A 23,535-nucleotide genomic window follows, 5' to 3' on the forward strand; every position below is an offset into this window, starting at 1 on the left:
GGCCAGCCTGGTTTACTTTGGTGAAGGGGCGGCTTTCAAAAGCATGTCCCTGACCCTGTCGGCGTCTGAAATCTGAAGCCGAACCGGCAAAGTGATCACCTTGCTTCGGAAAGCGGGGGGCAGGCGAACGGCGTCTTTTTCGGTGGTGACCATCTGAGCGCCCAGCAAACGCGCCTCGTTTTCCAGTCGGGTCATTAGGGCTTGTGTCAACGGCTGGTGATCGTCCAACGCCTCGGCCCGTACCAGATCCACACCCAGCCGCCGCAGGGTTTGGAAGAACTTTTCGGGATAGCCGATGCCTGCAAACGCCAACGCACGCGTTTCCGACCAATCCATACCGGTTTGCAGGGGTTCGACTGCCCCGGTGACATGAGGAACGGTCAACCGGCCTTTCCAGTTGTTGGCAAATACCTTTTGTGCCGCCTCTTCCCCCAAGGACAGTACAAGATCGGCCCGTTGCAGGCCGGTATCGACGGGCTCTCGCAATGGACCGGCTGGCAGGCATAAGCCGTTTCCAAATCCGCGCTGGGCGTCCACAACGATAATCGAGAAATCCTTGGCGACCGAAGGGTTCTGAAAGCCATCATCCAGAACGATCACTGTTGCCCCCGCTGCGGCCGCTGCACGCGCGCCCGCCGCCCGATCCTTGGCAACCCAGACCTCGGCAAACATCGCCAGCAACAGCGGCTCGTCCCCCACCTCGGCGGCGGTGTGCCTGCCCGGATCGACCTGCACCGGGCCTTCCAGTGACCCGCCATGTCCTCGCGTCACGACATGCGGTTTGTGCCAGGCATTACCCAGTTGTTCGATGGTCCAGATGACGGTGGGCGTTTTCCCGGTTCCTCCTGCATTCAGATTGCCGATGCAGATCACGGGCACACCGGGATTTTCCCCTGATTTCGAGGCAATCCTGCGGGCTGTCGCTGCGGCATATAAGCGGCCCAGCGGGGCCAGCAGCCGTGCCCTCAGATCCGGCTGGTCCGGAGGAGTGTTCCAAAACTCAGGTGCCCGCATGATCTGCGCTCCTCTCGTCCAGAATATCCTGCACCAATTCGATGAGAGTGTCTGCCTGCGGCGCACCTTCGGTGATTATCTGCCATCCTGCCAAAGCCATGTCAGCGGCGCGGTCCGGTGCCAGAAGCTGTACGACGGCATCGCCCAACTCGGTTGCTGACTTGACCTCCTTGGCTGCGCCTGCCTGTTGCAGGTGGGCGTAAAGCTCGTGATGGCGATGCACGAATGGTCCTGAAATTATGGCAGACCCCAGCGCTATTGCGTCGGACGGGTCCTGACCGCCTGCACCGCGTTCCAGTGAACTGGCCATGAACGTCACTGCCGACACACGGTGCCACAACCCCAGATTTTCTGGGTCCGCAGTCAGAACGACCTGCGTGCTGTCTTCGATCATGTCGCCATCGTCCCAGTTGACACAGCGTAGATCCATCGTCTCCAGCCGCCGTTTTAGGGGGGCAGCTTCGTGAACGTCGGCGACGTGAAGTACAAGAACCAGCCGGTGCAAAAGGCGCAATGCCTGACGATGTGCTGTCAGAACCGAAATGAACTCTTTGTCCTGCACCCAGGCAGCCAACCAAACAGGTCGCCCTGCAAGCGTGTGGTTGGTTTCGATCAGCTCGTCTTCTGGCCAAGGTCTTGGATTTGGGCTGATGCGCAAAGGTGGCGATTCTTCGACTGTTGAAAACGGGATGCCAAGTCTCCGGATGTGACGGGCGGTTTCAGAATTTGCAGTCAGTATCTTGCGAAAGCAGCTAAAGGTCACTCTGGTTATGTCTGGCAGCCAGCGCGCGTTCCGGGACAGTGCAACGGTAAATTGGGCGTCGAACAACACCAAGGGTACGGCCTGTTCATCAGCTCGGGTTATGATGTTGGGCATCAGATCACCACCGACCCAAATCCCGATACCTGGGCGCCAGTATTCGATAAAGTCACGCGCGGCCCCGCTTTGCTCCTGAGGCAGGTTGATCAGGGGAAAACTGCATTCCGGCCAGGCTGACAGATCCGCGTCCGGCGGGGCGGTCAATAGAAAGTGCAGCTCGGATCGGGACTGAAGCAACCGGCGGCAAAAATCACTCACCGCCCGCAGGCGGTCTGGCGTGGCGACGTGCATCCACACGACCTCGCCTTCGGGGCGTGGCAGGTCGGTTTTTACACCAACGCCGTTCCGCATTCTCCAGGACAGCACCCGATAAGCGGCAAGGCTTAATGAGCGCGGTTTGCTCATGCGCCGATTCCGGGCCCGATCGGGTCCAGCTGAGCCCACAGTTGCCCGTGGATCGCGGTGCTGGCGGCGATTACGCCATTCAGCCTGGGGTGGGCATTGTTGAAGATCAGCGGTTGACCCAAACGGTCTGAACAGACGCCGCCTGCCTCTCGGATGATCAGATCGCCAGCGGCAATATCCCATTCCCAGCTGGGGCGAAGGGTCAGCATAGCATCGAACCGCCCCTGTGCGACCAGCGCCATGCGATAGGCAAGCGAGGGTCGATATGCGCGGTGGAAGGCTGGAACATTCTGATTGCGCCAGTGCTGTGTGTCCAGATTTGGTTTGGCGGCCAGAACCTGAGATTGCAATAGCTCAGGCGTTTTTGATGTCGTGATCATTTGCCCGTTGAGAGTGGCGCCCTGACCCTGTGCCGCAGCATAAAGCAAGTCGCGCATCGGCAGGTAGATTACAGCGGCAGTCACAATGCCATCGACTGCAACGGCCAGCGAATGCGCCCAGGTGCGCGCGCCTTCGGTAAAGCTGCGGGTGCCGTCAATCGGATCGACGATAAAGGCGTTGCTGCGGTTCAACCGCTCGGGCGAATCCTCGGATTCCTCGCTGAGCCAGCCATAGCCCGGCCGCGCAGCGCACAGCTTTTCTTCCAGCATCGCGTTGACGGCCAGATCGGCCTCGGTCACCGGACCGGCGTCACCGGGTTTGTCCCAACGCTGTGCTTGCGTTCCGGAGTAGCGTGTAGCGATCTTGCCGGCCTCAATCGCGGCCTCAATCAGAAGGGGCAGATCAGTTGCCGGCAAGTGTCATTCCTTCGATCAACAGCGACGGGACCACGCGCGACAAATATGGGCGCGCGTCATTGGCGGGAATGATCCGCCGCAACATATCACGCAGATTACCTGCGATGGTGCATTCGTTGACAGGATGCGTGATCACGCCGTTTTCGACCCAAAACCCTGATGCACCACGGGAATAGTCGCCTGTATTGGGGTTGATCGTCGATCCGATCATGGACGTGACCAGCAAACCGGTTCCCATGTCGCGCAGCAGATCTTCGCGACTGCGGGTCCCTTGCGTCAGACTCAGGTTCCAGTTGCTGGGCGAGGGTGGGCCGGACACGCCGCGCGCAGCGTTGCCTGTGGAGACCATGCCCAGCTTGCGGCCACTCGACAGATCCAGCGTCCACCCCGTCAGGACACCGTTTTCCACGATCACCCGGCGCTGCGTTGGCAGACCTTCGGCATCAAATGGGCGCGAGCCAGAGATACGCGGGCGGTGCGGATCTTCGATCAGTGACAGATGCGCGGGCAGCACCTCTTGCCCCATGCAATCCTTCAGCCAGGACGCGCCCCGCGCAATCGCGGCCCCATTGCTAGCGGCCAGCAGATGCCCGATCAGCGAAGACGAGATACGTTCATCAAACAACACCGGGAAACTGCCGGTCGCCGGTTTGCATGCGCCAACCTGTTGCACAGCGCGTTCCCCTGCGGTGCGCCCAATCTCAGCCGCGTCGCGCAGGTCGGATTGAAACGTCCGGCTGTCACCGTCATAGTCGCGCTCCATCCCGGTGCCTTCACCCGAGATCGCAACGCATGAAATGGATCGGCTGCTGCGCTCATACCCACCGGAAAACCCGTTTGTAGCCGCCAGATGCACCCGGTGTGTTCCGTAGCTTGCAGCAGCATCCGACACCTGCGTGACGCCTTTTACCGCCAGTGCTGCGGCTTCGGCGGCCAGCGCATCCTGCATCAGGCTTTCCGCGGACGGGGCCGGGGCAGTGTCCAGCAATTCCAGTGACTGAATATCCCAGTCACTGGCCAGTTGGCTTTTGTCCGCCAGCCCGGAATAGGGGTCTTCGGGCGCTTCTTTTGCCATGGCCACGGCGCGTTCGACCATCGCCGCAAGGGTTTCCGGGCGGCTGTCAGAGCTGGACACAATGGCTGAGCGTTTACCCAGAAACACGCGCAAACCCAGGTCAGCGCCTTCCGAGCGTTCCGCATGTTCCAGTGCGCCGCCCCGCACATCGACCGAGACCGAGGACCCTTCGAGAACGATGGCATCTGCTGCCTCTGCGCCTGCCCGGCGAGCAACATCGAGCAATTGTTGGCTGATTTCTTCTGGTGTGCGGGTCATGAGGTCTCCGGGTTGATTGCCAAGGACCTAGCCTCGCACTGCCCGCCCCGCAAGACCTGTGACCGGATTGGGCTGTGTGGATCGTGATTAATCCATGCCGCTACCAAGTTTTGCACAAGGTTCACAGGAATGGAAAGGGCCGCACTGCGCGGCCCTTTCAGATAGGTATCACTTGATACGCTGGCCATTCGCTAAAATCTGGCCGTCTTCGGTGAATTCGATGGTCGAGTTCAGGGTGTCAGGCTCATCGCCGGGGACAGCCATCAGACCCATCATCATCCGCGCGCCCAGCGCATCGTCATCCGAAATGAGGCCCATGCCGATCAGCGTATCGATCAGCTGATTGGCGCCAACAAGTTTCAGGTTCGCCACGCCGCTTGGGCTGGGCATTCCCCCAAACTCTTCTGTGTTCGAATTGTCGAAGGCGAAATCGCCATCACCTGTCAGTTTGGCACCAACCAACGAAACCAGAAGCTGGCTGATTTTCAGCGAATGCAGCTCGCCCGGAGCTTCGTCCGACTCAACGTCGATTTCTGGATCGAAGATGTTCATCAGAACTTTTGCCGTGCCGGTCGTGTCCAGCGCAATTGTCGCCGGATCGCGGGGCAGCGCGCCTGCCGGGTCAAAAATGCCCCACAGGACATCAGACATGGTGAAATCGGTCATGTTGAGGCCAAAGGCGAAGGGCTGTATTTCGTCCGATTGCTGGATCGGGAATTCGAAATTCAACCCTGCGCTGGCCATGGACAACTCGATCGGGAATGGCAGGTCTGCTGTTGTAACCGCCAGTTTGGTGCTGTTCTGCGCGATGTCATAGGCGATACGCTCGGCGTCGATGCTGGCGGCAAAGCGTCCACCCTCCGAGGTGCTGTTCATCGAGAACGCCTGGCCTTCGCTGGTCCCGCTCAGATCGGTGCTGCCGGATGCATAGGTAAACGTGCCATCAAAGGCGAAACCCGCTTGGTAAAACGCCTGCGGATCAGACATGTCAAAATCCAGCGGGATCACGTTTTCGCCTTCAAAGGCCAGTTGGCCCAGTTGGCCATTGATCAGCCCGCTTTCACCGTTTTCCGGATCCTGAAAGTTCAGGTCATAGGTCAGTGTATCGCTGTTGAATGTCTGGGTGATGTTTCGGTGTTCGCCGATTTGCATCCGCGACCGACCGGCCAGATCACCTGCCTCGACCGCGATGCTGAAAACCTCGTTCGGCAGCGGTTCGCCATCGATTTCAATCGAATCCAGTGAAATGCCCAGTTTGTCAGCAGTGTAGTCATAGGTCATGTCTTCGGGTGTACCCGAAACAACCATGTTCAGTTGGCTGTGCGAATAAATCACTTTGGCTGCAAACTCTTCATCATCGGCTTTTCCCGTGACATCCATGGGAAAGCTTTCGGGCAGTCCGATGGTAACGGTTCCGTCACCATTTTCGGTCAGCGTCATTTCAGGCATGACCATCTGGAACTGCCCGTCTTCTTCCGGAAAGGTCAAAGAAAGTGTCATGTTCGAAATAGTGGTGACGTCACCGGTGATGCTTTCGTCACCTGTAACGGTGTAGCCCATTGAAGTGAAATAGCTTTGCCAGTCGGACCAGACATCATTTGCAGTAAGGTCGGCGAACGCGCCCTGGGTCGCAACGGCGTAAGCCAGAACAGCACCGCAGCTGCGGTGGAAGAAAACGGACATAAGGTAACCCTTCTTGATCAATTTGCGGCGCATGGTCGGGGTTGTGGCACCTATCGTCAAGGGGGCAAGGGCTGGACCATTTCCCCGTTTCCGCGTTACGGCTGTTGCCGGGATCGATAACAATGCGTGAGGAGAGGCGAATGCAGGGGAAAACAGTTCTGATAACCGGGGCCAGCCGTGGCATCGGGGCCGAAGCGGGGCGCGTTTTTGCCGCAGCCGGGGCCAATGTCGCATTAGTGGCCCGCAGCCGAGATCAGATTGATGCCTTGGCCGCTGAACTGGGTGATCAGGCCATCGCGCTGGCCTGCGATGTCAGCGATTTCGCGCAGGTCGAGCAGGCTGTGGCCACATGTGTGGATCGGTTCGGTGGGCTGGATGTTCTGATTGGCAATGCCGGTGTGATCGATCCAATCTTTCATCTTTCCAACGCCGATCCTGAGGCCTGGAGCAAAGCCATCGACATCAACCTCAAAGGTGTTTTCTACGGGATGCGTGCGGCATTGCCTGTGATGCGGGCCGCCGGGGGTGGAAGCATTCTGACCGTCTCGTCCGGCGCGGCGTCCAACCCGGTTGAGGCGTGGAGCCATTATTGCGCGTCAAAGGCCGGGGCAAAAATGTTGACGGAATGCCTGCATCTGGAAGAAGCCCAACACGGTATTCGCGCCATGGGGCTGTCGCCGGGGACGGTTGCCACGGATATGCAGCGGTCCATCAAGGCAAGCGGTATCAATCCGGTCAGTCAACTGGACTGGGACGCGCATATTCCCGCAGACTGGCCAGCACGTGCCTTGTTGTGGATGTGTTCCAAGGACGCGGATGAGTATTTGGGAACGGAAATCTCGCTGCGTCTGGAAGACATCCGAAAAAGGGTCGGGTTGATATGATCGACCTGAGGAAAGAGGATGGCCTGTGGGTCGTTACGATCAACAATCCCGAAAAGGCAAACGCCCTGACCGGAGCGATGCTGAATGAACTGGCCGGGATTGCCGAGGCCGCAACCAGCGCGCGGGCGCTAATCCTGACCGGCGCGGGCAAAGTGTTCAGCGCCGGGGCCGATCTGGACGAGGCGCGCGCCGGTCTGGCCACCTCTGACGTCTGGGAAAGACTGTCCGGTGCCATCGCCGCATTGCCCTGCCTGACCATTGCGGCATTGAACGGTACTCTGGCTGGCGGGGCCAATGGCATGGCTTTGGCCTGTGACCTTCGCATTGCGGTGCCAACGGCCAAGTTTTTCTATCCGGTGATGAAGCTGGGGTTTCTGCCGCAACCGTCCGATCCGAAACGGTTGGCGGCTTTGGTGGGCCCGGCCAGAACCAAGTTGATCCTGATGGCAGGTCAGAAGATCACCGCGCAAGAGGCTTATGACTTTGGTCTGGTTGACCGGATCGTCGAGCCCGATCACCTGATGCAAACCGCGCGTGAGTTTGTGACAGACTGCGTGAACGCTGACCCCGTTGTCGCCGCGGACATCGCAAGGATGTGTTCATGAGGATTTCGGCCGTTCGGTTGCGGGTCGCTGACCCGGAAAGACTGGCCGTATTCTATCGCGACGTTCTGGGTATGCGGGTTGACCGGCAGGGGTCAGGTTACCGCGTCGGCTACAACTCGGAAGATGCGGACCTTCTGCTATTGCCGGGTGGTGGCGGATACACCCATGACCGGGGCCAAAGATATTGGAAGATCGGAATTACCGTTCCTGATGTCGATCTTGCGGCAGCGCATCTGCGCGCGCTGGGTACTGCGGTAAGCACGCCGAGCCAGTTTCTGGATATCGGGTACATGTGCCATCTGGCTGATCCCGAAGGGTTTGTCATCGAATTGCTGCAACATGATTTCGAAGGTAACAAACCGGCGCAGGCGGCGGACCGGGACGCTCCGTTTGCGCAGGCCGGGATCGGTCAGATAACCCTTCGGACCGGTGATATCGTAGGTGAGGGCGCGTTTTGGCGCGCGCAAGGTATGTCCTTGCTGTCGATGCAGGAGGTGGCCCCCCATGGCTTTGATCTGCATTTCTACGCCTTTACCGACGAAACCCCTCCAAACCCCGATTTGTGGGCCGTCGAGAATCGCGAATGGTTGTGGAAGCGACCGTATACGACATTGGAGTTCCAGCATCTTGCGGGTGCGCAGTTTGCGCCCGTACCGGATTACCAGGGAATAGAAGTCGAGGGGTTGGCCGCACCTTTGAAAGACGCCTTTGGCGATCCGGTCCTGCCGGGCTGATCACCTGTTGCGTCGCTTGCCCGGAACTTTCGACCGAAATCCGGGTGGGCGTTTACGCACCCAGATCAGGAATTTCTCAAGCCTGGGATGCGCGCGCAAGGCTGCGACCGTGTTGTAACTGCGCGCCAGTTCGGCCTCGGTCAGGGTGGCATGCACTTCTTTGTGGCAAATCTGGTGCAGAAGGACGGTAGGTCCGCCCTTGCCTCCTTTGAGTTTTGGGATCAGATGATGCAGGCTGCCACCCCCGCTGGGGATTGAGCGGTCGCAGAGCGGGCAGATCGGATCGGTGTTCGTCATAATGGTTTGAAACTTGCGCCGATGGATGGCGAAGGCAAGAGGGTGCGAATGGCGCAGGCAGTGGTGATCGGAGCAGGTCCCGCAGGGTTGATGGCGGCCGAGCAACTGGCCGAGGCCGGGCATTCCGTGCTGGTTGCCGAAGCCAAGCCTTCGGTTGCGCGCAAATTTCTGATGGCAGGTAAATCGGGGCTGAACCTGACAAAGGACGAACCGCCTGAGACACTGATGCGGTCGTATGCCAATGCGGCGGACTGGTTGCGCCCGATGATCACCGCCTTTGATGCGCAAGCCGTGCAGCACTGGGCGCGTGGATTGGGCCAGACATTATTCACGGGCTCCACCGGGCGGGTTTTTCCCGAGACCATGAAGGCGTCGCCCTTGTTGCGCGCATGGCTTGCGCGACTGGACGCAGCCGGGGTTGAGATCAAAACCCGTTGGCGATGGAAAGGTTGGGAAGCTGATGCGCTGGTATTTGAGACCCCGGACGGGCCGCAAAACCTGATTGCTTCTGTAACCGTTCTGGCACTGGGCGGGGCAAGCTGGGCCCGCCTTGGGTCGGATGGTCAGTGGGCGCAAATCTTGTCCAGCAGGGGCGTGGAACTGGCGCGGTTCGAACCTGCTAATTCAGCCTTGTCGGTGGACTGGAGCCCTCATATGCAGCCACATTTCGGGGCGGCGCTGAAATCGGTTCGGTGGAAGTCTGGTGACCTGGAAAGCCGCGGCGAGGCCGCAATCTCGGCAACCGGGCTGGAGGGAGGCGGGCTTTACACCCTCACCCCTGCTTTGCGCAAAGGGCAGCCACTTTATGTCGATCTGGCACCTGATCTGGACCTGCAATCCTTGCGGGCGAGATGGTCGTCCAGGAAGTCGAAAACCACGTTTTCGCAATGGTTGAGAAAGTCGTTGAACCTGTCACCGCAGAAGATTGCCGTGTTTCACGAGATGGCAAAACGCAGTCACTTGCCGCTGCCCGGCGAAGTGGAGGTTCTCAAGAAACTTCCAATCCTGCACGCGGGGCTGCGACCGATGGATGAGGCCATTTCGACGGCAGGCGGCGTGAAACGATCCGCGTTGGATGACGGGTTGATGCTGAAAACCATTCCGGGTGTATTCTGCGCAGGTGAGATGCTGGATTGGGAAGCGCCAACCGGGGGCTATCTTTTGACGGCCTGTCTTGCCACGGGTCGCTGGGCCGGTCGGGCCGCTGCCGATAGGCTGGATCAGGTCAGATAACTCAGCGCGACCGCGCAAGCATCGCCAGACGAATCATAGCACGCTCAACCAGAGCCATTGAGGGGGCTGTCTGTCCGGCGGATCGCAGGGAGAGGTCGGTATCCGTCAGAACGGTCAGCGCAGTTTGCAGCTTGGGCGCCCCCCAGCCCTGTGCCTGACGCAGAATACGGTCACGGCGTTTGCCGTAAACCGGCGGACGCAACTTACCGATACCCTGCGCAGCACCACCCGGATCCGAGGCGCAGGCATAAAGTGTGCGGAAATGCCGGGTTGCCCCAATACACAGGGTTACCCCGTTGGTGCCTTGTGCCTGCAACCGCCGGATCAGCGGCCCGATCTCACCGGCGCGGCCTTCGGCAACCACGTTCAGCACGTCGTCAAGCGCCGCCTCGGTCGAACGCGGGGCGCAGACTTCGAGGTCTTCCATGGTCAGCTCAGAGTTGTCACCGCGCTTGTAAAGCGACAGTTTCTCAACGGTTTGGGTGAAGTCACCGGGGCTGAGACTGTTGGCCAGTTCGCTAATAGCAGACATGACATCGTGGGGGATGTTTTTCAGATGCGCTTCGGTCAGAACCCGCTCGACCTCTGCGCGCGATGGCGGGTCGTCATAAATGCCTATCGCATAGGCCGCAGAATGCCCTTCGAACGCTTTGCGGATTTTCGAGTTTGGTTTCAGCTGACCAGCCGTCACGATGATCTGAGCGTCGCCGGGGACCCAATCTTCAAGCGCGGCCAGAATCGCAGGCGAGGCGGTTTCGGTGGCGTCTTCCACAAACACCGCGCGCGGGCCGGGGAAAAACCCAACCGCCTTGACCGCGTCCAGCAGAGACGCCGGATCGCCGCGCAAGTCGCCACCCGGCAGGCGGGTCAGGCGCATTTCCTCTTCCGCACCAGGACCAAGCAGGGCGGCCAGAACCTGCTGCCGCTTAAGCGCCACCCGCATGGCATCCGCACCATAGATCAGCAGCCCGGTCTTGTCCGCATCCGGCTTGGCGAAATACCCGTCAGCCTCGCGCGGGCTCAACTTCATTTGGATAAGCCCGGCGTTGAATATAGGCGGTTCACGATATGCCCGGACAGGATCACCATCAGGCGTTCTTTCGCATCGCGTTCGTCAGCCAGCGTCGACACGGTAGAGCCCGAAGCAGAATAGCCCACAAAATCGGTTACGGTGCCGGATGCTGCGACTTGCCCGGTCTCATTGGATTTCAACGCGTATTGCGCCCGTCCATCAATCGTGTACCGCGTTGTCTCGTTCGTCGTGGTGATGGCCGCGCCGCGGGTTTCGGTCGAGACCTGAACATCCAGAGCGTAATCGCTGACAGAGCCCGCGCTGCGGCCCAATTGGTGCTCAAGGTTCTGAACCAGAAGATAGCTTTCGACGGTATTTGGCGCAGACACCGCCACCCGACCGAACAAGGCAGAGCCCGACCCACTCGGAGCATAAACCGGTTGAAAGCCGCAGGCAGCCAGCGCCAGCGGCATCACAAGCAATATTCTGCGATCAAACAACGACATTCACGATCCGGCCCGGAACAACGATAACTTTCTTCGGCGCGTTGCCATCCAGCGCCTTTTGGACAGCTTCGGTGCTGAGCGCGATATTTTCAACCTCGGCTTTGTCCATATCTTTCGGAACGCTGATTTCCGCGCGACGCTTGCCGTTGATCTGGATCGGCAGGGTGACGGTGTCATCAACCAGCATCGCCTCATCTGCGACGGGCCACGGGGCGACAGCCACTAGGCCCTCACCGCCCTGATGCGCCCAGATATCTTCCGCCAGATGTGGTGTCATCGGTGACATCAACTGGGCCAGAGTTTTGATCGCTTGTTTCTGAGCCGCCGCACCGGCCTTGGATTTTGCCAGTGTATTGGTGAAAGCATAAAGCTTGGCGATGGCGGCGTTGAAGCCAAAGCTTTCAACACCCAATGTCACGTCACGGATGGTTTTATGCATCTCGCGCAACAGGTCCTCATCGCCTTCGCCCGCTGCATTGGCCTCCATGGCACCGATCCTGTCACACAGATTCCAAACGCGATTCAGATGCTTATAGGCGGCTTCGGCCCCTGCCGCCGTCCATTCCACGTCTCGCTCGGGTGGCGAATCGGACAGCACGAACCAGCGGGCCGTGTCGGCGCCAAAGGCCGAAATGATGCTGACTGGATCGACCACGTTTTTCTTGGATTTCGACATCTTGGCCGAAGGGATGATTTCGACCTCAGTACCATCGGCCAGTTTGCCGTCGGTCACATCCTCGGGCAGGTGATAAACCGGGCGACCGTTGGCGTCGCGCGTCTGGTAGATCTCATGCGTCACCATGCCTTGTGTGAACAGCGCGTCGAACGGCTCGATGGCCTTTTGGGGCAAGTGACCGGTGAGTTTCATCGCCCGCGCGAAGAAGCGTGAATACAGCAGGTGCAGAATCGCGTGTTCAATGCCGCCGATATATTGGTCGACATTCATCCAGTATTCGGCCTCGGCCAGATCGGTGGGTGTTTCCGCACGCGGAGCGGTGAAACGGGCGAAATACCACGACGAATCGACGAAGGTATCCATCGTGTCGGTCTCGCGCTTGGCCGGTGCGCCACAAGACGGGCAGGCGCAATCGCGCCAGGTCGGGTGTCGATCCAGCGGGTTGCCGGGTTTGTCGAATGTCACATCGTCGGGCAGGCGGACCGGCAGGTTTTCCTTCTTCTCGGGCACCACACCGCAGCTTTCGCAATGCACGACGGGAATCGGACACCCCCAATATCGCTGACGGCTGAGGCCCCAGTCGCGCAGACGGTATTTGGTGACACCCTCGCCCCAACCGGCTTTTTCAGCAAAATCGACGGTGGCGTTGATCGCCTCGTCACCTGTCGCCTCGGTCAAACCTGCAAAATGGTTCACCCACCGAACTTTCTCGGTTTTCGGCGGGACGAATGCAATTTTGTCGACCGGTGTGTCGTCATCCAGCGCAAAGAATGTGTCGACCACAGGCAGGCCGTACTTGCGGCAGAAGTCGAGATCGCGCTGGTCATGCGCAGGGCAGGCAAAGATTGCGCCAGTGCCGTAATCCATCAGGATGAAATTGGCGATCCAGACCGGCAGTTCCCAGCTCGGGTCCAGCGGGTGCTTGACCTTAATGCCTGTATCAAAGCCCAGCTTTTCGCCAGTTTCGATGGCTTCTTCCGTGGTGCCACCTTTGCGACATTCGGCCACAAATTCAGCCACTTCGGGGTTTTCGGCCTCAAGCTGTTTTGCGATCGGGTGATCGGGCGAGATGCCAACGAAAGATGCGCCCAGCAGCGTGTCTGGGCGGGTTGTATAGACGGTGATCGGCTCTCCGCCATCAGTGCGTTCAAAGCTGAATTGCAGGCCGCGCGACTTGCCAATCCAGTTCTCCTGCATCAGGCGCACCTTGGCGGGCCAGTTGTCCAGAGTATCCAGCGCGTCGAGCAATTCTTCGGAATAGTCCGAGATCTTGAAGAACCACTGGGTCAGTTCGCGCCGCTCTACCAATGCGCCCGAACGCCAGCCACGACCATTTTCAACCTGCTCGTTGGCCAGAACGGTCATGTCGACCGGGTCCCAGTTCACCACAGCGTTTTTGCGATAGACCAGCCCGGCATCAAGCATATCGAGGAACAGCGCCTGTTGTTGGCCGTAATACTCGGGGTCGCAGGTCGCGAACTCACGTGACCAGTCGATGGACAGGCCAAGTGGTTTCATCTGATCGCGCATGTCTGCGATGTTGCTGTAGGTCCAGTCCTTCGGATGACCCCCGATAGCCATCGCGGCATTTTCCGCAGGCATCCCGAATGCGTCCCAGCCCATCGGGTGCAGCACGTTGTGGCCCGTCGCCAGCTTGTGCCGCGCGATGACGTCACCCATCGTATAGTTGCGCACATGCCCCATATGGATTCGGCCAGACGGGTAGGGAAACATCTCAAGCACATAGTATTTCGGCTTGTCCGCCTTGTGGTTGGCGGTGAAGATCCCGGCCTTGTCCCAGGCCTCTTGCCATTTTGCTTCGATTTCGGTGGCCGAGTAGCGCGACATCTTGCGGTCCTTCGTGAATGAAAACGCCGGGTAGGAACCCGGCGTGGTAATATTGTGATTTTCGGCGGGTTGCTAGAACTTGTTGTCCGCTATGCGTAGCTGTCGGGCGCGGGACAGAATCGCATCCTCGACTGCGCGGGATGTTGCAGCGCTTACCGGGGCCCCTCCGCTCGATTGCAGCGCAACCGACAAAGAGCGCGCGGCAAGCGCCGGATCGCTGATATGAACAGTTGCCCGGTAGGATCGGCCGCCGCCCGGAGGCGTGCCATAACCCGTTACGATTACACCGGTAAACGGATCAACCTCTTGCACTGGCAGGAAGCTCAGCACATCCAGCGAAGCCGCCCAAAGATACCGGTTCACGTTTGTTGTCTGTTCGGCGGTGCTGCGGTCAAAGATGTCCCAGATTGTTGTCCGCTCGGGGTCATTCAGCTCCTGTTCGTCCGAATTGCCGCCAGCGAGGTTGGGGGAGTACGTTGTCGAAGTGTTTCGATTCTGCCCACATGCCGAAAGAGCAGCGGTCAGCAGGATCATTCCCAAAATCGTCGGCAGGCGCATTGTAAACAGGTCCTGTTTCACTTGTTCTACAGTATTCAGGGGATACTCCTAGCCAAGGACCCCCGCTGCAACAAGTCCATTCTTCTGAAATGTAAGTGTATCAGCTGCATCAGGGCGAAAACTGACTGTGGCATCCTTGCACCAATTTGACCTCAATGACGCTGACGTCTTTATGCCAAGCTTGCGCAAAGGGGGCAAAAAGAGCGAAACGGTGTCCGTGCTGAGACATGTGCCGAGGCATATGTCGAGTAGATAACTCTTTTGAAACCGAGGGAAACAAGATGAAAAAAGTTCTCTTCGCATCGACGGCGCTGATTGCGACCGCAGGCGTTGCAGCAGCTGAAGTTAACTTCAGCGGTTATGGCCGCTTTGGTATTGCTTACTCTGAAGATCGTACTGGCAGCGTCAACGCCACATCGGCTGCGACTTTCACCACCACAACCGCAAACGGTCAGGTTCTGACCGGGGTCACAAGCACTTCGGTTGCCCTGAATGGCAATGACGTGAGCGACGCGATCCTGGTATCACGCTTCCGTCTGAACATCGACGGTATCGTTGAAACCGACAGCGGCGTTCGCTTTGAAGGTCGTGTTCGTCTGCAAGCCGACGATGACAACCAGGGCGAAGCAAACTCTGCTGGCTTGAACGGCGCACGCTTCTCGGTCATCTACGGTGGCCTGCGTGTTGACGCCGGTAACGTTGCAGGTGCCTTCGACAACCTGGCAAACTACTACGGCAACGAAGTAGGTCTGGAACTGTTCGCAGGCCAGTATTCGGGCGTTAACTACAGCTTCCTGGGTTACTCGTCGACCGGTTCCGGTTCGAATGGCGTGTTCTTCCAGTACTCTGTTGGCGACTTCTCGTTCGGTGCGTCGTATGATCAGGGTGTAGATACTCTGCCGATCGCTGGTGGCGTCGTCGTTGACGGTGCGGACCGCTGGGATATCAGCGCAACTTACACCTTCAACAACATCACCGCTGCTCTGGCCTATGGTCAGACCGACGCAGGTGGCGCAGGTAGCGATCCGAGCCTGACCGTTCTGACCCTGGGTGGCGAATGGGGCGATTTCTCGGGTACTCTGTTTGTTGCTGACGACGCAACTCAAGTTACTGCAACTGACGGTACCGCATGGGGTCTGTCGGCTGCCTACAACCTGGGCGCTGCAACCACCCTGCTGTTCACCTACGGTGACGGTAACGCGAATGCTGACCTGCAGCAGGTTGCTGTTGGCGCGATCTACGACCTGGGCGGCGGTGCATCGCTGCGCGGTGGTATCGGTGTCAACGACTGTGACAGCTGCACAGACTCGACCTTCGTTGCTGACTTCGGTGCTCAGTTCAACTTCTAAGCTGATCTGAACCGGAAGGTTTAAGGGCGGGTCTTCGGACTCGCCCTTTTCTTTTGTGTCGACTTGGTGTTTTTCTGCGCAAAACAGGATGAGGGTCCCATGTCGTTGCAAGACGTCACCGCACGTATCGCCAAAGCCGAAGCCAAGTCGAACCGACCGGCAGGTTCCGTCAAACTGATTGCTGTGTCCAAAGTGCAGCCGAATGACAGGGTGCAGGCAGTTCTAGAGCAAGGGCACAGATGTTTTGGCGAGAATCGCGTGCAGGAGGCGGCAAGCAAGTGGCCCGCTTTCAAAGAACAGTTCGAGGGTATTGATCTGCACCTCATTGGCCCGTTGCAGACCAACAAGGCTCGTCACGCAATGGAACTGTGCAATGCGATCCATTCGGTAGATCGACCCAAACTGGCCAACACACTGGCGCGTTTGGCACAGGAAATGGGAAACTGCCCGAACCTGTTCATTCAGGTCAACACCGGCGAGGAAGACCAAAAGGCCGGTATCCTTCCTGTGGACGCGGACAGTTTCATTGCCGAGTGCAGGTCGTTGGATCTGCCCGTGCGTGGATTGATGTGCATTCCTCCGGTCGATGAGGAGCCTACTTTGCACTTTGCGCTATTGGCCAAAATCGCTGCACGTAACGGGCTTGATGGATTGTCTATGGGGATGAGTCACGATTTCGAACAGGCCATCGCTTTGGGCGCAACCCACGTCCGTGTTGGCTCGGCCATCTTTGGCGAACGGGTTAAACCTCAGGAATGATCAGCCATGATCCGGGGGCAATGCGCTGTGATATCCAGTGCAGATGGTCCCGGCGAAAGGCAACGCAGCCTTCGGTTGGATAGCCGGGTCTGCGCCATTGGTGCAGAAAAATTGCCGATCCCCTGCCCGGAACGGCGTTTGGCCAGTTCCAGTCGGTTAACAGAATCAGGTCGTATAAGGGGTCGGCGCGGCGCAACTTTTCATGGCTGAATGCATAGGGTGCGCTGACCATGTGGTTGTATCTGCTTTCAGACACGTCGTCAGACCACAAGTCCCGCGGGCCAATGGCGCGGGCCCATTTGCTGGGGGCGGCCATTCGGTCGGCCCGGTATAGCATGCCGACGATTCGATGATGTCCAGTTGGGGTCGCGCCATCGCCTTCGCGTTTTGCGTTGCTCAACCCGCCTTTGCCCACGGAACAGGGGAACACCCTGCCAAGAAACCGGATGCCTCGTGGAGTTAGAACAAGATCGTTTGGGGTCAAAGCAGATGCCCTGACTTCTTGGCCTTGGTCGCCAGGTATCCCCGGTTGTGAGAGGTTTCGCCAACCTTCAGAGGGACACGCTCGGTTACTGCGATACCTGTCCGTTCCATCATGGCGATTTTGGCCGGGTTGTTGGTCAGCAAGCGGACAGAGTTGAAACCCAGCGATTTCAATATGTCCGACCCAAGCCGAAAATCACGCTCATCATCCTCAAAACCCAGCCTGTGGTTCGCCTCAACGGTGTCAAAACCCTGATCCTGAAGGAAATAAGCGCGCATCTTGTTCGCCAGACCGATACCGCGCCCTTCCTGATTCAGATACAGAAGAACGCCTGCACCTTCTGCCCCCATCTGTGCCAGGGCACCGCGGAGTTGCGGGCCGCAGTCACATTTCAGGCTTCCCATCAGATCGCCGGTGAAACAGGCAGAATGCAATCGGGCCAGCACAGGCTTGTCGCGGTCCGGGCGACCGATCTCGACGGCATAGTGCTCTTCACCACCGTCTTCAGGTCGGAAGACGTGTAACCGACCGGCTTCGGACACCTCCATCGGAAGGCGGGCCGCGACGACTTCGTGCAAAGTACTGCGATCCGCCAGATGAGGCGTGGCGCGCGTGTGATCAATGCAGGTCAAACCGTGCAAAGCGGCAAATGCCCTGCCGTCCTCGACAGGTACCACGACCACAGCGGGAAGGATGCGCGCGGATTTGGCCAATGCTATTGCGATACGGTGCAGATTGGCATTGCCGTGCCGCTCGGTCATCAACGGGCCCTTCATGGGCGCGTTCAGATCGTCGGAAGGATCAGCAACCGCCTGTACCCACGCGATATCTGCATCCGCCGGGATCGAAACCCGCGCCAGATCCCCGTCGTACGCCCGCGCTTTCAGGGTTTCAGCGCGTCGCCCAGTTATGGCCACCACCGGATTCCCTAGTTTTTTCAGGTCGGCCAGACGCTGCGGGCTGAGCGTTTCGGCAGAAACCGCAAGCACGCTGAAGCCACTGTCATCGGTCAGCGCAACGGGAACGCCCATGCGCAGATCGGCCCGGGCCCGGGCGAGAAGTTCCGTGATATCGGGGATGAGACTCATCAATGTTACCCTATAACGCTCAATCTTTCTCCTAGCCCTTTCGAAAGGAAATGTGAAACATTTCCGCGAACTCTGACACGAAGGCGTGAAACGGTTGCAGCAAATCTTGTTGATTGCATATTCCACGCGCAAGTGATGGAAAAGCGTTTGGAGGACCGGGAAATGGCTCAACTCAAGAAAATCCTGCTGGTGGACGATGACGAGGACCTGCGCGAGGCGCTCAGCGAGCAACTTGTCATGACCGAAGACTTTGACGTGTTTGAGGCGTCAGACGGTCACTCTGCCATGGAGCGCGCGCGCGAAGCGATCTATGACCTGGTCATTCTTGATGTGGGTCTGCCGGATACCGACGGGCGCGAACTGTGCCGCCTCATGCGCAAACAGGGTGTCAAAAGCCCGATCCTGATGCTGACCGGTCATGACAGCGATGCCGATACGATCCTGGGCCTGGATGCCGGCGCGAATGACTATGTTTCGAAACCATTCAAGTTCCCGGTGCTTCTGGCACGTATCCGTGCGCAGCTTCGCCAGCATGAACAATCCGAGGACGCAGTATTTGTACTTGGCCCCTATACGTTCAAACCGGCGATGAAGATGCTGATCACGGAAGAGGACAGAAAAATCCGCCTGACCGAGAAGGAAACCAACATCCTCAAATTCCTGTACCGCTCGACCGACGGCGTGGTGGCGCGGGATGTGCTGCTTCACGAAGTTTGGGGATATAATGCTGGTGTTACAACGCATACGCTGGAAACCCACATCTACCGCCTGCGTCAGAAGATTGAGCCCGATCCGTCAAATGCGCGCCTTTTGGTCACAGAATCCGGTGGATATAGGCTAGTGTCTTAACTGGGTGTGGATTGACTTGGATCAAAGTGATACCCTGTACTCATAATTAGGTTACTCCCAACCCGCGCATGTCCGGGTTATGACATGCACCTCCCTGTTGGACTGCCGGGCCGAATGGCCCGGCTTTTTTCTTTTCCGAAGGACGAAATCATGTGCCGCCTGTACCGTCACAGGCGTTGCGAAACCCTGAATGTTCCTGTAATGTTCTATTTCTCGCGAAAGGTTGGAGGAGCGCGTGATGATTGAAGGAAGCTGTTTGTGCGGGGCGGTGAAGTTTAACCTGAAGTCTCAACCATCCGTGATGGGAACCTGCCACTGCTCAAGATGCAGAAAAGCCGGGGCCAGCACAGTCGTATTTGTCAACAAAGAAGACTTGGTGTGGGTTCGGGGCAGGGAAAACGTAACGCTGCACCAGCCCGATCCGCCCTACAAATACGGCAGGTGTTTCTGCACGAAATGCGGGACATCTTTGGGCGAAATCATTTCAGAAGCAGATAGTTTTCCAATCGCAGCAAATGCACTGGATACCGGGTTAGAGCAGAAAGTTCAGTTTCACGAATTTGTTTCGGAAAAACCGGGCTGGTACGAGATTTGCGATGATGCCCCCCAAAATGAAAGCCACCCGTCCTAGATTTTCTTTTCTGATGGTACCCCATCCCCCACCGCGTTAACCTTCGCCAAATCGCGACAGAGGAATCCTCGCCATGCCCTTTACACTTGCCACCTGGAACATCAACTCGGTCCGACTGCGCGAACCTATCGTGTTGAAACTGTTGGAAGAAGAGGCGCCGGAAATTCTGTGTTTGCAGGAATGCAAGTCTCCGGTTGAAAAGATCCCGACCGAAGGGTTCGCGGCGCTGGGCTATACCCACATGATTGCCCGTGGCCAGAAAGGATATAATGGCGTCGCCATCCTGTCCCGCCTGCCAATAGAAGAGGTGGGCGACAAGGATTTCGCAGATCTCGGTCACGCGCGCCACATAGCTGGTCGGTTGGAGAATGGTGTGACGATCCACAACTTCTATGTCCCCGCTGGCGGTGATGTGCCGGATCGTGAAGTGAATGAGAAATTTGGCCAAAAGCTCGACTATCTGACGGACATGCGCGATTGGTTCCACGCGGAAAAGCCGGAAAAATCCATCCTCGTCGGCGATCTGAACATTGCCCCGCGCGAAGATGACGTCTGGTCGCACAAACAATTGCTCAAGATCGTCTCGCACACTCCGATTGAAGTGGAACATTTGGCCGAGACCCAGGACGCAGGTGGTTGGGTCGATATCACCCGGCAGGATATTCCCGAAGGGCAGCTTTTCAGCTGGTGGTCCTACCGGGCCCGCGACTGGGATACGGCAGACAAGGGGCGGCGGCTGGATCATGTCTGGGCCACGCCCGATATTTCAAACGCGGGCCATTCCAGTCGCATTCTGCGCGACGCGCGTGGGTGGGAAAAGCCCAGCGATCATGCGCCGGTCTTTGCGACTTTCGACATTTGAACTGAAACTCTGCCCTTGGTTTCTGCGACAAGCGATTGCATATAGAGCGCAAGTTCGAACGAAAGAGTGATTGCCATGGACATCCTGAACGGCGCAGCCGCCCCAGCCACCGATCTGATCAAGGACGGGACCGAGGCCACTTTCATGGTCGATGTGATCGAAGCCTCGCAGGAAACGCCTGTTATCGTTGACTTCTGGGCACCCTGGTGCGGCCCGTGCAAGACGCTGGGCCCGATGCTGGAAGACGCGGTTACCGCCGCCAAAGGCGCGGTGAAGATGGTCAAGATCAACGTGGACGAGGCACAGATGATCGCCTCGCAGATGCGCATCCAGTCGATTCCAACGGTCTACGCGTTTTTTAAAGGGCAACCCGTGGACGGTTTTCAGGGCGCGCTGCCGGGGTCCGAGATCAAGGCTTTCGTGGATCGCGTGATCGAGGCGTCAGGTGGGGAAAGCCCGGGCGGCCAATTGGATGACGCCGTAGTTGCCGCCGAAGAAATGCTGAGCGACGGCGCCGCGGCAGATGCTGCGCAGACTTTTGCCGCCATTCTTGGCGAAGACCCGAACCACGCGGCAGCATATGGCGGGCTGGTGCGGGCACATATCGCCACTGGCGATCTGGAACATGCCGAGGCCATCCTGAACGGTGCACCCGCCGAAATATCCAACTCGGCCGAGGTCGAGGCTGCGCATGCGCAATTGCAGCTGGCCAAGCAGGCGGCTGATGCAGGTCCGGTGGCGGATCTGACAGCGGCCGTTGATGCTGATCCCGATAATCTTCAGGCCCGGTTTGACCTGGCGCAGGCCTTGCACGCGAACGGCGAAGTGGAAGAAGCCGTGGCGCAATTGCTGGAATTGTTCCGCCGGGATCGTGAGTGGGATGACGGGGCCGCCAAGACCCAGCTTTTCACGATCTTTGACGCGCTCAAGGCCAATGACCCGATCGTTCTGAATGGTCGCCGCAAACTCAGCTCGATGATATTTGCCTAATTGCTGATCAGAGCTAGAATTGGGACATGATGCATCCCGCTGATCTGCCGGACACCGTATCCGTTTTCCCCTTGCCCGGGGCGCTGTTGTTGCCCCGCTCGCGCTTGCCGCTTCACATCTTCGAGCCCCGCTATTTGCAGATGCTGGACGATGCGCTCAAGACCAAGGAACGGCTGATTGCGATGGTCCAGCCAAATCCTTCGGCCCATGATGAGAACAAACTGCACCGCATCGGATGCGTCGGGCGCGTGACCCAGTTTTCCGAAACGGAAGATGGCCGTTATCTGATCACGCTGACCGGCGTGTCCCGGTTCCGTGTGGTATCAGAGCTGGACGCTTTCACGCCATATCGGCGATGCGAAGTCTCGTGGGACGGCTTTGACAGGGATCTGGGCAAGGCCGAAAACGACGACAGGTTCAATCGCACCAAGTTCCTGGCTTTGCTGGAACGCTTCTTTTCGTCCCGGCAATTGTCCACCGATTGGGATTCGCTGAAAGATGCCGAGGATGAATTACTGGTGAACTCGCTGTCCATGTTGTTGGACTTCGATCCGGAAGATAAACAGGCCTTGTTAGAGGCCCCTTGCCTGCGCACACGGCGCGAGACGCTGATGACATTGATAGAATTCGCAATGCGAGGCGGATCGAATGAGGAAAAACTGCAATGACTGACCCTGAACACGCCTTTGATCGCCGTATGCTCGAAGCTCTGGTCTGCCCGCAGACGCAAACGACCCTGCGCTATGACGCCGAAAGGCAGGAGCTTGTGTCACAGGCTGCTGGTCTGGCTTTTCCCATCCGCAACGGCATTCCGGTCATGTTGGTCGACGAGGCACGCCAGCTGGACTAAATTGGTTGCCCTTGCAGCAGCTTGGGCAAATCTCCGGTCAAACCGGCGGCTTCGCGCACGAAACCGCGCCGCAGCCCCGGCAGTGCGCCGACAATTCCCATACCAACGTCTCGCCCAATGCGCAGCAACGGGTTGTCGTTCGAGAACAGCTTGTTGAAGACATCCGTTGCCATCGCGAGAGCAGCGGTGTCGAACCTGCGCCATTCCTGATAGCGTTCCAGCACCATAAGCGATCCGATGTCTTCGCCGCGCCGTCCTGCCAAGGTCAGAACCTCTGCCAACGCGCCGACGTCACGCAAACCGGCGTTCAGGCCCTGACCGGCAATCGGGTGCATCCCGTGGGCAGCATCCCCGACCAGTGCCAGACGATCAGCGATAAAGGAATTGGCGATGGTCAGGTTCAAAGGATAGGTGAAACGATCACCAGCCAGGTGGATGTCACCGAGGAAATCGCCAAACCGCGGGCGTAGCACTTGCAGATACTCATCCTCGGGCAGGGCGTTGATCTGGTGCGCGGCCTCGGTGCGTTCGCTCCATACAATGGAACTGCGATTGCCGGTCAGCGGCAGAATCGCCAAGGGGCCCGGTGGCATAAAGAACTGATGGGCTATGCCGTGATGCGGCAGCTCGTGTTCAATGGCGCAGACAAGTGCGGTCTGGCCATAATCCCAACCGGTGCGCTTGATACCCGCGCGGTCCGCAGTGCCGCTGCGGCGACCGTCGCACCCGATCAGCAGTCTGCTGTTCACCGTCGAACCATCGTCCAGCGTCACGGTCACTCCAGTGGTGTCGGCTTGTTGCGACACAACAGTCTTGCCACTCAGCTGAGTGATGCGGGGCTCTTCGGCCATAGCGTCCAGAAAGGCGCGGCGCAGGTGACGGTCTTCGACCATAAACCCCATCGGACCTTCTTCTATTTCGGCATGGTCGAAATGCATGAAAAACGGTGACGGGCCTGTACCTGCGTGGCCGTCCGTGACCTTGATTTCCAGCATCGGTTGGGCGCGTTCCGCAACACGGTCCCAGACGCCGATGGCAGCCAACAAGCGCTGTGATGCCAAGGCCAGGGCATAGGCTCTCCCGTCGAACGCCGCATTCTTGCGGACCTTCTCATCCAGCGCATCAATCACTGTGACCGAATGTCCGGTTTGTGCCAGAGCCAATGCCAAAGCCGGGCCGTTCAACCCGCCGCCCACGATCAGAATGTCAGATGCCTGTGTCATGCCCTGCAATATGCGCTCCCTTTCGGGATTGTCCATGTGCAGTCC

Annotated in this window: 25 protein-coding genes; 12 read left to right on the forward strand and 13 right to left on the reverse strand. The window is 58.5% G+C overall.

Annotated elements, in window-relative coordinates:
• Nucleotides 1-12: 12 nt before the first annotated feature.
• From lpxK to ACR0BZ_RS14200, 5 genes are all read right to left on the reverse strand, one after another.
• Complete coding sequence (gene lpxK / locus ACR0BZ_RS14180) at nucleotides 13-1,014, reverse strand: tetraacyldisaccharide 4'-kinase (protein ID WP_480920534.1); 1,002 nt, start codon at nucleotides 1,012-1,014, stop codon at nucleotides 13-15.
• On the reverse strand, nucleotides 1,001-2,239 hold the full coding sequence (locus tag ACR0BZ_RS14185) for a 3-deoxy-D-manno-octulosonic acid transferase (protein WP_480920535.1): 1,239 nt from the start codon (nucleotides 2,237-2,239) through the stop codon (nucleotides 1,001-1,003). The genes lpxK and ACR0BZ_RS14185 overlap by 14 nt, the downstream gene beginning before the upstream one ends.
• Nucleotides 2,236-3,036 (reverse strand): inositol monophosphatase family protein, encoded by an 801-nt coding sequence (locus ACR0BZ_RS14190; RefSeq protein ID WP_480920536.1) that lies wholly within the window; start codon nucleotides 3,034-3,036, stop codon nucleotides 2,236-2,238. The genes ACR0BZ_RS14185 and ACR0BZ_RS14190 overlap by 4 nt, the downstream gene beginning before the upstream one ends.
• A complete protein-coding gene (locus tag ACR0BZ_RS14195; RefSeq protein ID WP_480920537.1) occupies nucleotides 3,023-4,369 on the reverse strand; it encodes a TldD/PmbA family protein in 1,347 nt (448 codons plus the stop codon). Before ACR0BZ_RS14195 ends, ACR0BZ_RS14190 begins: the two co-directional genes overlap by 14 nt.
• A gap of 168 nt (nucleotides 4,370-4,537) precedes the next feature.
• The gene (locus ACR0BZ_RS14200; RefSeq protein ID WP_480920538.1) at nucleotides 4,538-6,085 is read right to left on the reverse strand and encodes a DUF2125 domain-containing protein; all 1,548 of its coding nucleotides are present in this window, start codon (nucleotides 6,083-6,085) and stop codon (nucleotides 4,538-4,540) included.
• A 107-nt stretch (nucleotides 6,086-6,192) separates the two neighbouring features.
• Here ACR0BZ_RS14200 and ACR0BZ_RS14205 point away from each other — a divergent pair, with 107 nt between their 5' ends.
• Genes ACR0BZ_RS14205 through ACR0BZ_RS14215 form a run of 3 tightly spaced genes read left to right on the forward strand, consistent with a single transcriptional unit; the run spans nucleotide 6,193 to nucleotide 8,275 of the window.
• Nucleotides 6,193-6,936, forward strand: coding sequence for an SDR family oxidoreductase (locus ACR0BZ_RS14205; protein WP_267365943.1), 744 nt, complete (start codon nucleotides 6,193-6,195; stop codon nucleotides 6,934-6,936).
• The gene (locus tag ACR0BZ_RS14210; protein ID WP_480493886.1) at nucleotides 6,933-7,541 is read left to right on the forward strand and encodes an enoyl-CoA hydratase/isomerase family protein; all 609 of its coding nucleotides are present in this window, start codon (nucleotides 6,933-6,935) and stop codon (nucleotides 7,539-7,541) included. Before ACR0BZ_RS14205 ends, ACR0BZ_RS14210 begins: the two co-directional genes overlap by 4 nt.
• On the forward strand, nucleotides 7,538-8,275 hold the full coding sequence (locus ACR0BZ_RS14215; RefSeq protein ID WP_480920539.1) for a VOC family protein: 738 nt from the start codon (nucleotides 7,538-7,540) through the stop codon (nucleotides 8,273-8,275). Before ACR0BZ_RS14210 ends, ACR0BZ_RS14215 begins: the two co-directional genes overlap by 4 nt.
• On the opposite strand, the gene ACR0BZ_RS14220 is transcribed toward ACR0BZ_RS14215, so the two are convergent.
• Nucleotides 8,276-8,572 (reverse strand): HNH endonuclease, encoded by a 297-nt coding sequence (locus tag ACR0BZ_RS14220; RefSeq protein WP_480588317.1) that lies wholly within the window; start codon nucleotides 8,570-8,572, stop codon nucleotides 8,276-8,278.
• Between the two features lie 48 nt (nucleotides 8,573-8,620).
• Between ACR0BZ_RS14220 and ACR0BZ_RS14225 the strand changes: the two genes are divergently transcribed.
• Nucleotides 8,621-9,805, forward strand: coding sequence for a TIGR03862 family flavoprotein (locus ACR0BZ_RS14225; protein WP_480920540.1), 1,185 nt, complete (start codon nucleotides 8,621-8,623; stop codon nucleotides 9,803-9,805).
• Nucleotide 9,806: 1 nt separating this feature from the next.
• Here ACR0BZ_RS14225 and holA read toward each other — a convergent pair whose 3' ends face one another.
• The 4 genes from holA to ACR0BZ_RS14245 form a co-directional block, all read right to left on the reverse strand.
• Complete coding sequence (gene holA, locus ACR0BZ_RS14230; RefSeq protein ID WP_480920541.1) at nucleotides 9,807-10,835, reverse strand: DNA polymerase III subunit delta; 1,029 nt, start codon at nucleotides 10,833-10,835, stop codon at nucleotides 9,807-9,809.
• The gene (gene lptE / locus ACR0BZ_RS14235) at nucleotides 10,832-11,323 is read right to left on the reverse strand and encodes an LPS assembly lipoprotein LptE (protein ID WP_480920542.1); all 492 of its coding nucleotides are present in this window, start codon (nucleotides 11,321-11,323) and stop codon (nucleotides 10,832-10,834) included. Before lptE ends, holA begins: the two co-directional genes overlap by 4 nt.
• Nucleotides 11,310-13,847: a leucine--tRNA ligase gene (leuS, locus tag ACR0BZ_RS14240; protein ID WP_480920543.1), complete on the reverse strand. Its 2,538-nt coding sequence runs from the start codon at nucleotides 13,845-13,847 to the stop codon at nucleotides 11,310-11,312. The genes lptE and leuS overlap by 14 nt, the downstream gene beginning before the upstream one ends.
• Before the next feature lie 72 nt (nucleotides 13,848-13,919).
• Nucleotides 13,920-14,405, reverse strand: coding sequence for a DUF3576 domain-containing protein (locus ACR0BZ_RS14245; RefSeq protein WP_209504982.1), 486 nt, complete (start codon nucleotides 14,403-14,405; stop codon nucleotides 13,920-13,922).
• Between the two features lie 281 nt (nucleotides 14,406-14,686).
• Between ACR0BZ_RS14245 and ACR0BZ_RS14250 the strand changes: the two genes are divergently transcribed.
• Entirely contained in the window at nucleotides 14,687-15,754 is a 1,068-nt protein-coding gene (locus ACR0BZ_RS14250) for a porin (protein WP_480920544.1), read from the forward strand.
• A gap of 99 nt (nucleotides 15,755-15,853) precedes the next feature.
• Nucleotides 15,854-16,513 (forward strand): YggS family pyridoxal phosphate-dependent enzyme, encoded by a 660-nt coding sequence (locus ACR0BZ_RS14255; RefSeq protein WP_480774096.1) that lies wholly within the window; start codon nucleotides 15,854-15,856, stop codon nucleotides 16,511-16,513.
• Here the strand turns inward: ACR0BZ_RS14255 and ACR0BZ_RS14260 are convergent.
• Complete coding sequence (locus tag ACR0BZ_RS14260) at nucleotides 16,497-16,997, reverse strand: L,D-transpeptidase family protein (protein WP_480488605.1); 501 nt, start codon at nucleotides 16,995-16,997, stop codon at nucleotides 16,497-16,499. The genes ACR0BZ_RS14255 and ACR0BZ_RS14260 overlap by 17 nt on opposite strands.
• A complete protein-coding gene (gene ribA, locus ACR0BZ_RS14265) occupies nucleotides 16,994-18,085 on the reverse strand; it encodes a GTP cyclohydrolase II (protein ID WP_480539617.1) in 1,092 nt (363 codons plus the stop codon). Before ribA ends, ACR0BZ_RS14260 begins: the two co-directional genes overlap by 4 nt.
• A gap of 162 nt (nucleotides 18,086-18,247) precedes the next feature.
• Here ribA and ACR0BZ_RS14270 point away from each other — a divergent pair, with 162 nt between their 5' ends.
• The 6 genes from ACR0BZ_RS14270 to ACR0BZ_RS14295 all read left to right on the forward strand — a co-directional run bounded on the left by ACR0BZ_RS14270 (nucleotide 18,248) and on the right by ACR0BZ_RS14295 (nucleotide 22,267).
• On the forward strand, nucleotides 18,248-18,934 hold the full coding sequence (locus ACR0BZ_RS14270; RefSeq protein ID WP_171724917.1) for a response regulator transcription factor: 687 nt from the start codon (nucleotides 18,248-18,250) through the stop codon (nucleotides 18,932-18,934).
• A gap of 238 nt (nucleotides 18,935-19,172) precedes the next feature.
• Nucleotides 19,173-19,565, forward strand: coding sequence for a GFA family protein (locus ACR0BZ_RS14275; protein WP_480920571.1), 393 nt, complete (start codon nucleotides 19,173-19,175; stop codon nucleotides 19,563-19,565).
• A 73-nt stretch (nucleotides 19,566-19,638) separates the two neighbouring features.
• The gene (locus tag ACR0BZ_RS14280) at nucleotides 19,639-20,427 is read left to right on the forward strand and encodes an exodeoxyribonuclease III (RefSeq protein WP_480920545.1); all 789 of its coding nucleotides are present in this window, start codon (nucleotides 19,639-19,641) and stop codon (nucleotides 20,425-20,427) included.
• 75 nt (nucleotides 20,428-20,502) lie between these two features.
• Nucleotides 20,503-21,417, forward strand: coding sequence for a thioredoxin (gene trxA, locus ACR0BZ_RS14285; protein ID WP_480920546.1), 915 nt, complete (start codon nucleotides 20,503-20,505; stop codon nucleotides 21,415-21,417).
• A 26-nt stretch (nucleotides 21,418-21,443) separates the two neighbouring features.
• Complete coding sequence (locus tag ACR0BZ_RS14290) at nucleotides 21,444-22,085, forward strand: LON peptidase substrate-binding domain-containing protein (protein WP_480484107.1); 642 nt, start codon at nucleotides 21,444-21,446, stop codon at nucleotides 22,083-22,085.
• On the forward strand, nucleotides 22,082-22,267 hold the full coding sequence (locus ACR0BZ_RS14295; RefSeq protein ID WP_209504973.1) for a Trm112 family protein: 186 nt from the start codon (nucleotides 22,082-22,084) through the stop codon (nucleotides 22,265-22,267). Before ACR0BZ_RS14290 ends, ACR0BZ_RS14295 begins: the two co-directional genes overlap by 4 nt.
• Here the strand turns inward: ACR0BZ_RS14295 and ACR0BZ_RS14300 are convergent.
• Nucleotides 22,264-23,526 carry an FAD-dependent monooxygenase gene (locus ACR0BZ_RS14300; protein ID WP_480920547.1) on the reverse strand — a complete coding sequence of 421 codons (1,263 nt, stop codon included), beginning with the start codon at nucleotides 23,524-23,526 and terminating at the stop codon, nucleotides 22,264-22,266. The genes ACR0BZ_RS14295 and ACR0BZ_RS14300 overlap by 4 nt on opposite strands.
• Nucleotides 23,527-23,535: the final 9 nt, after the last annotated feature.

This window comes from Ruegeria sp. P8 (assembly GCF_056534665.1).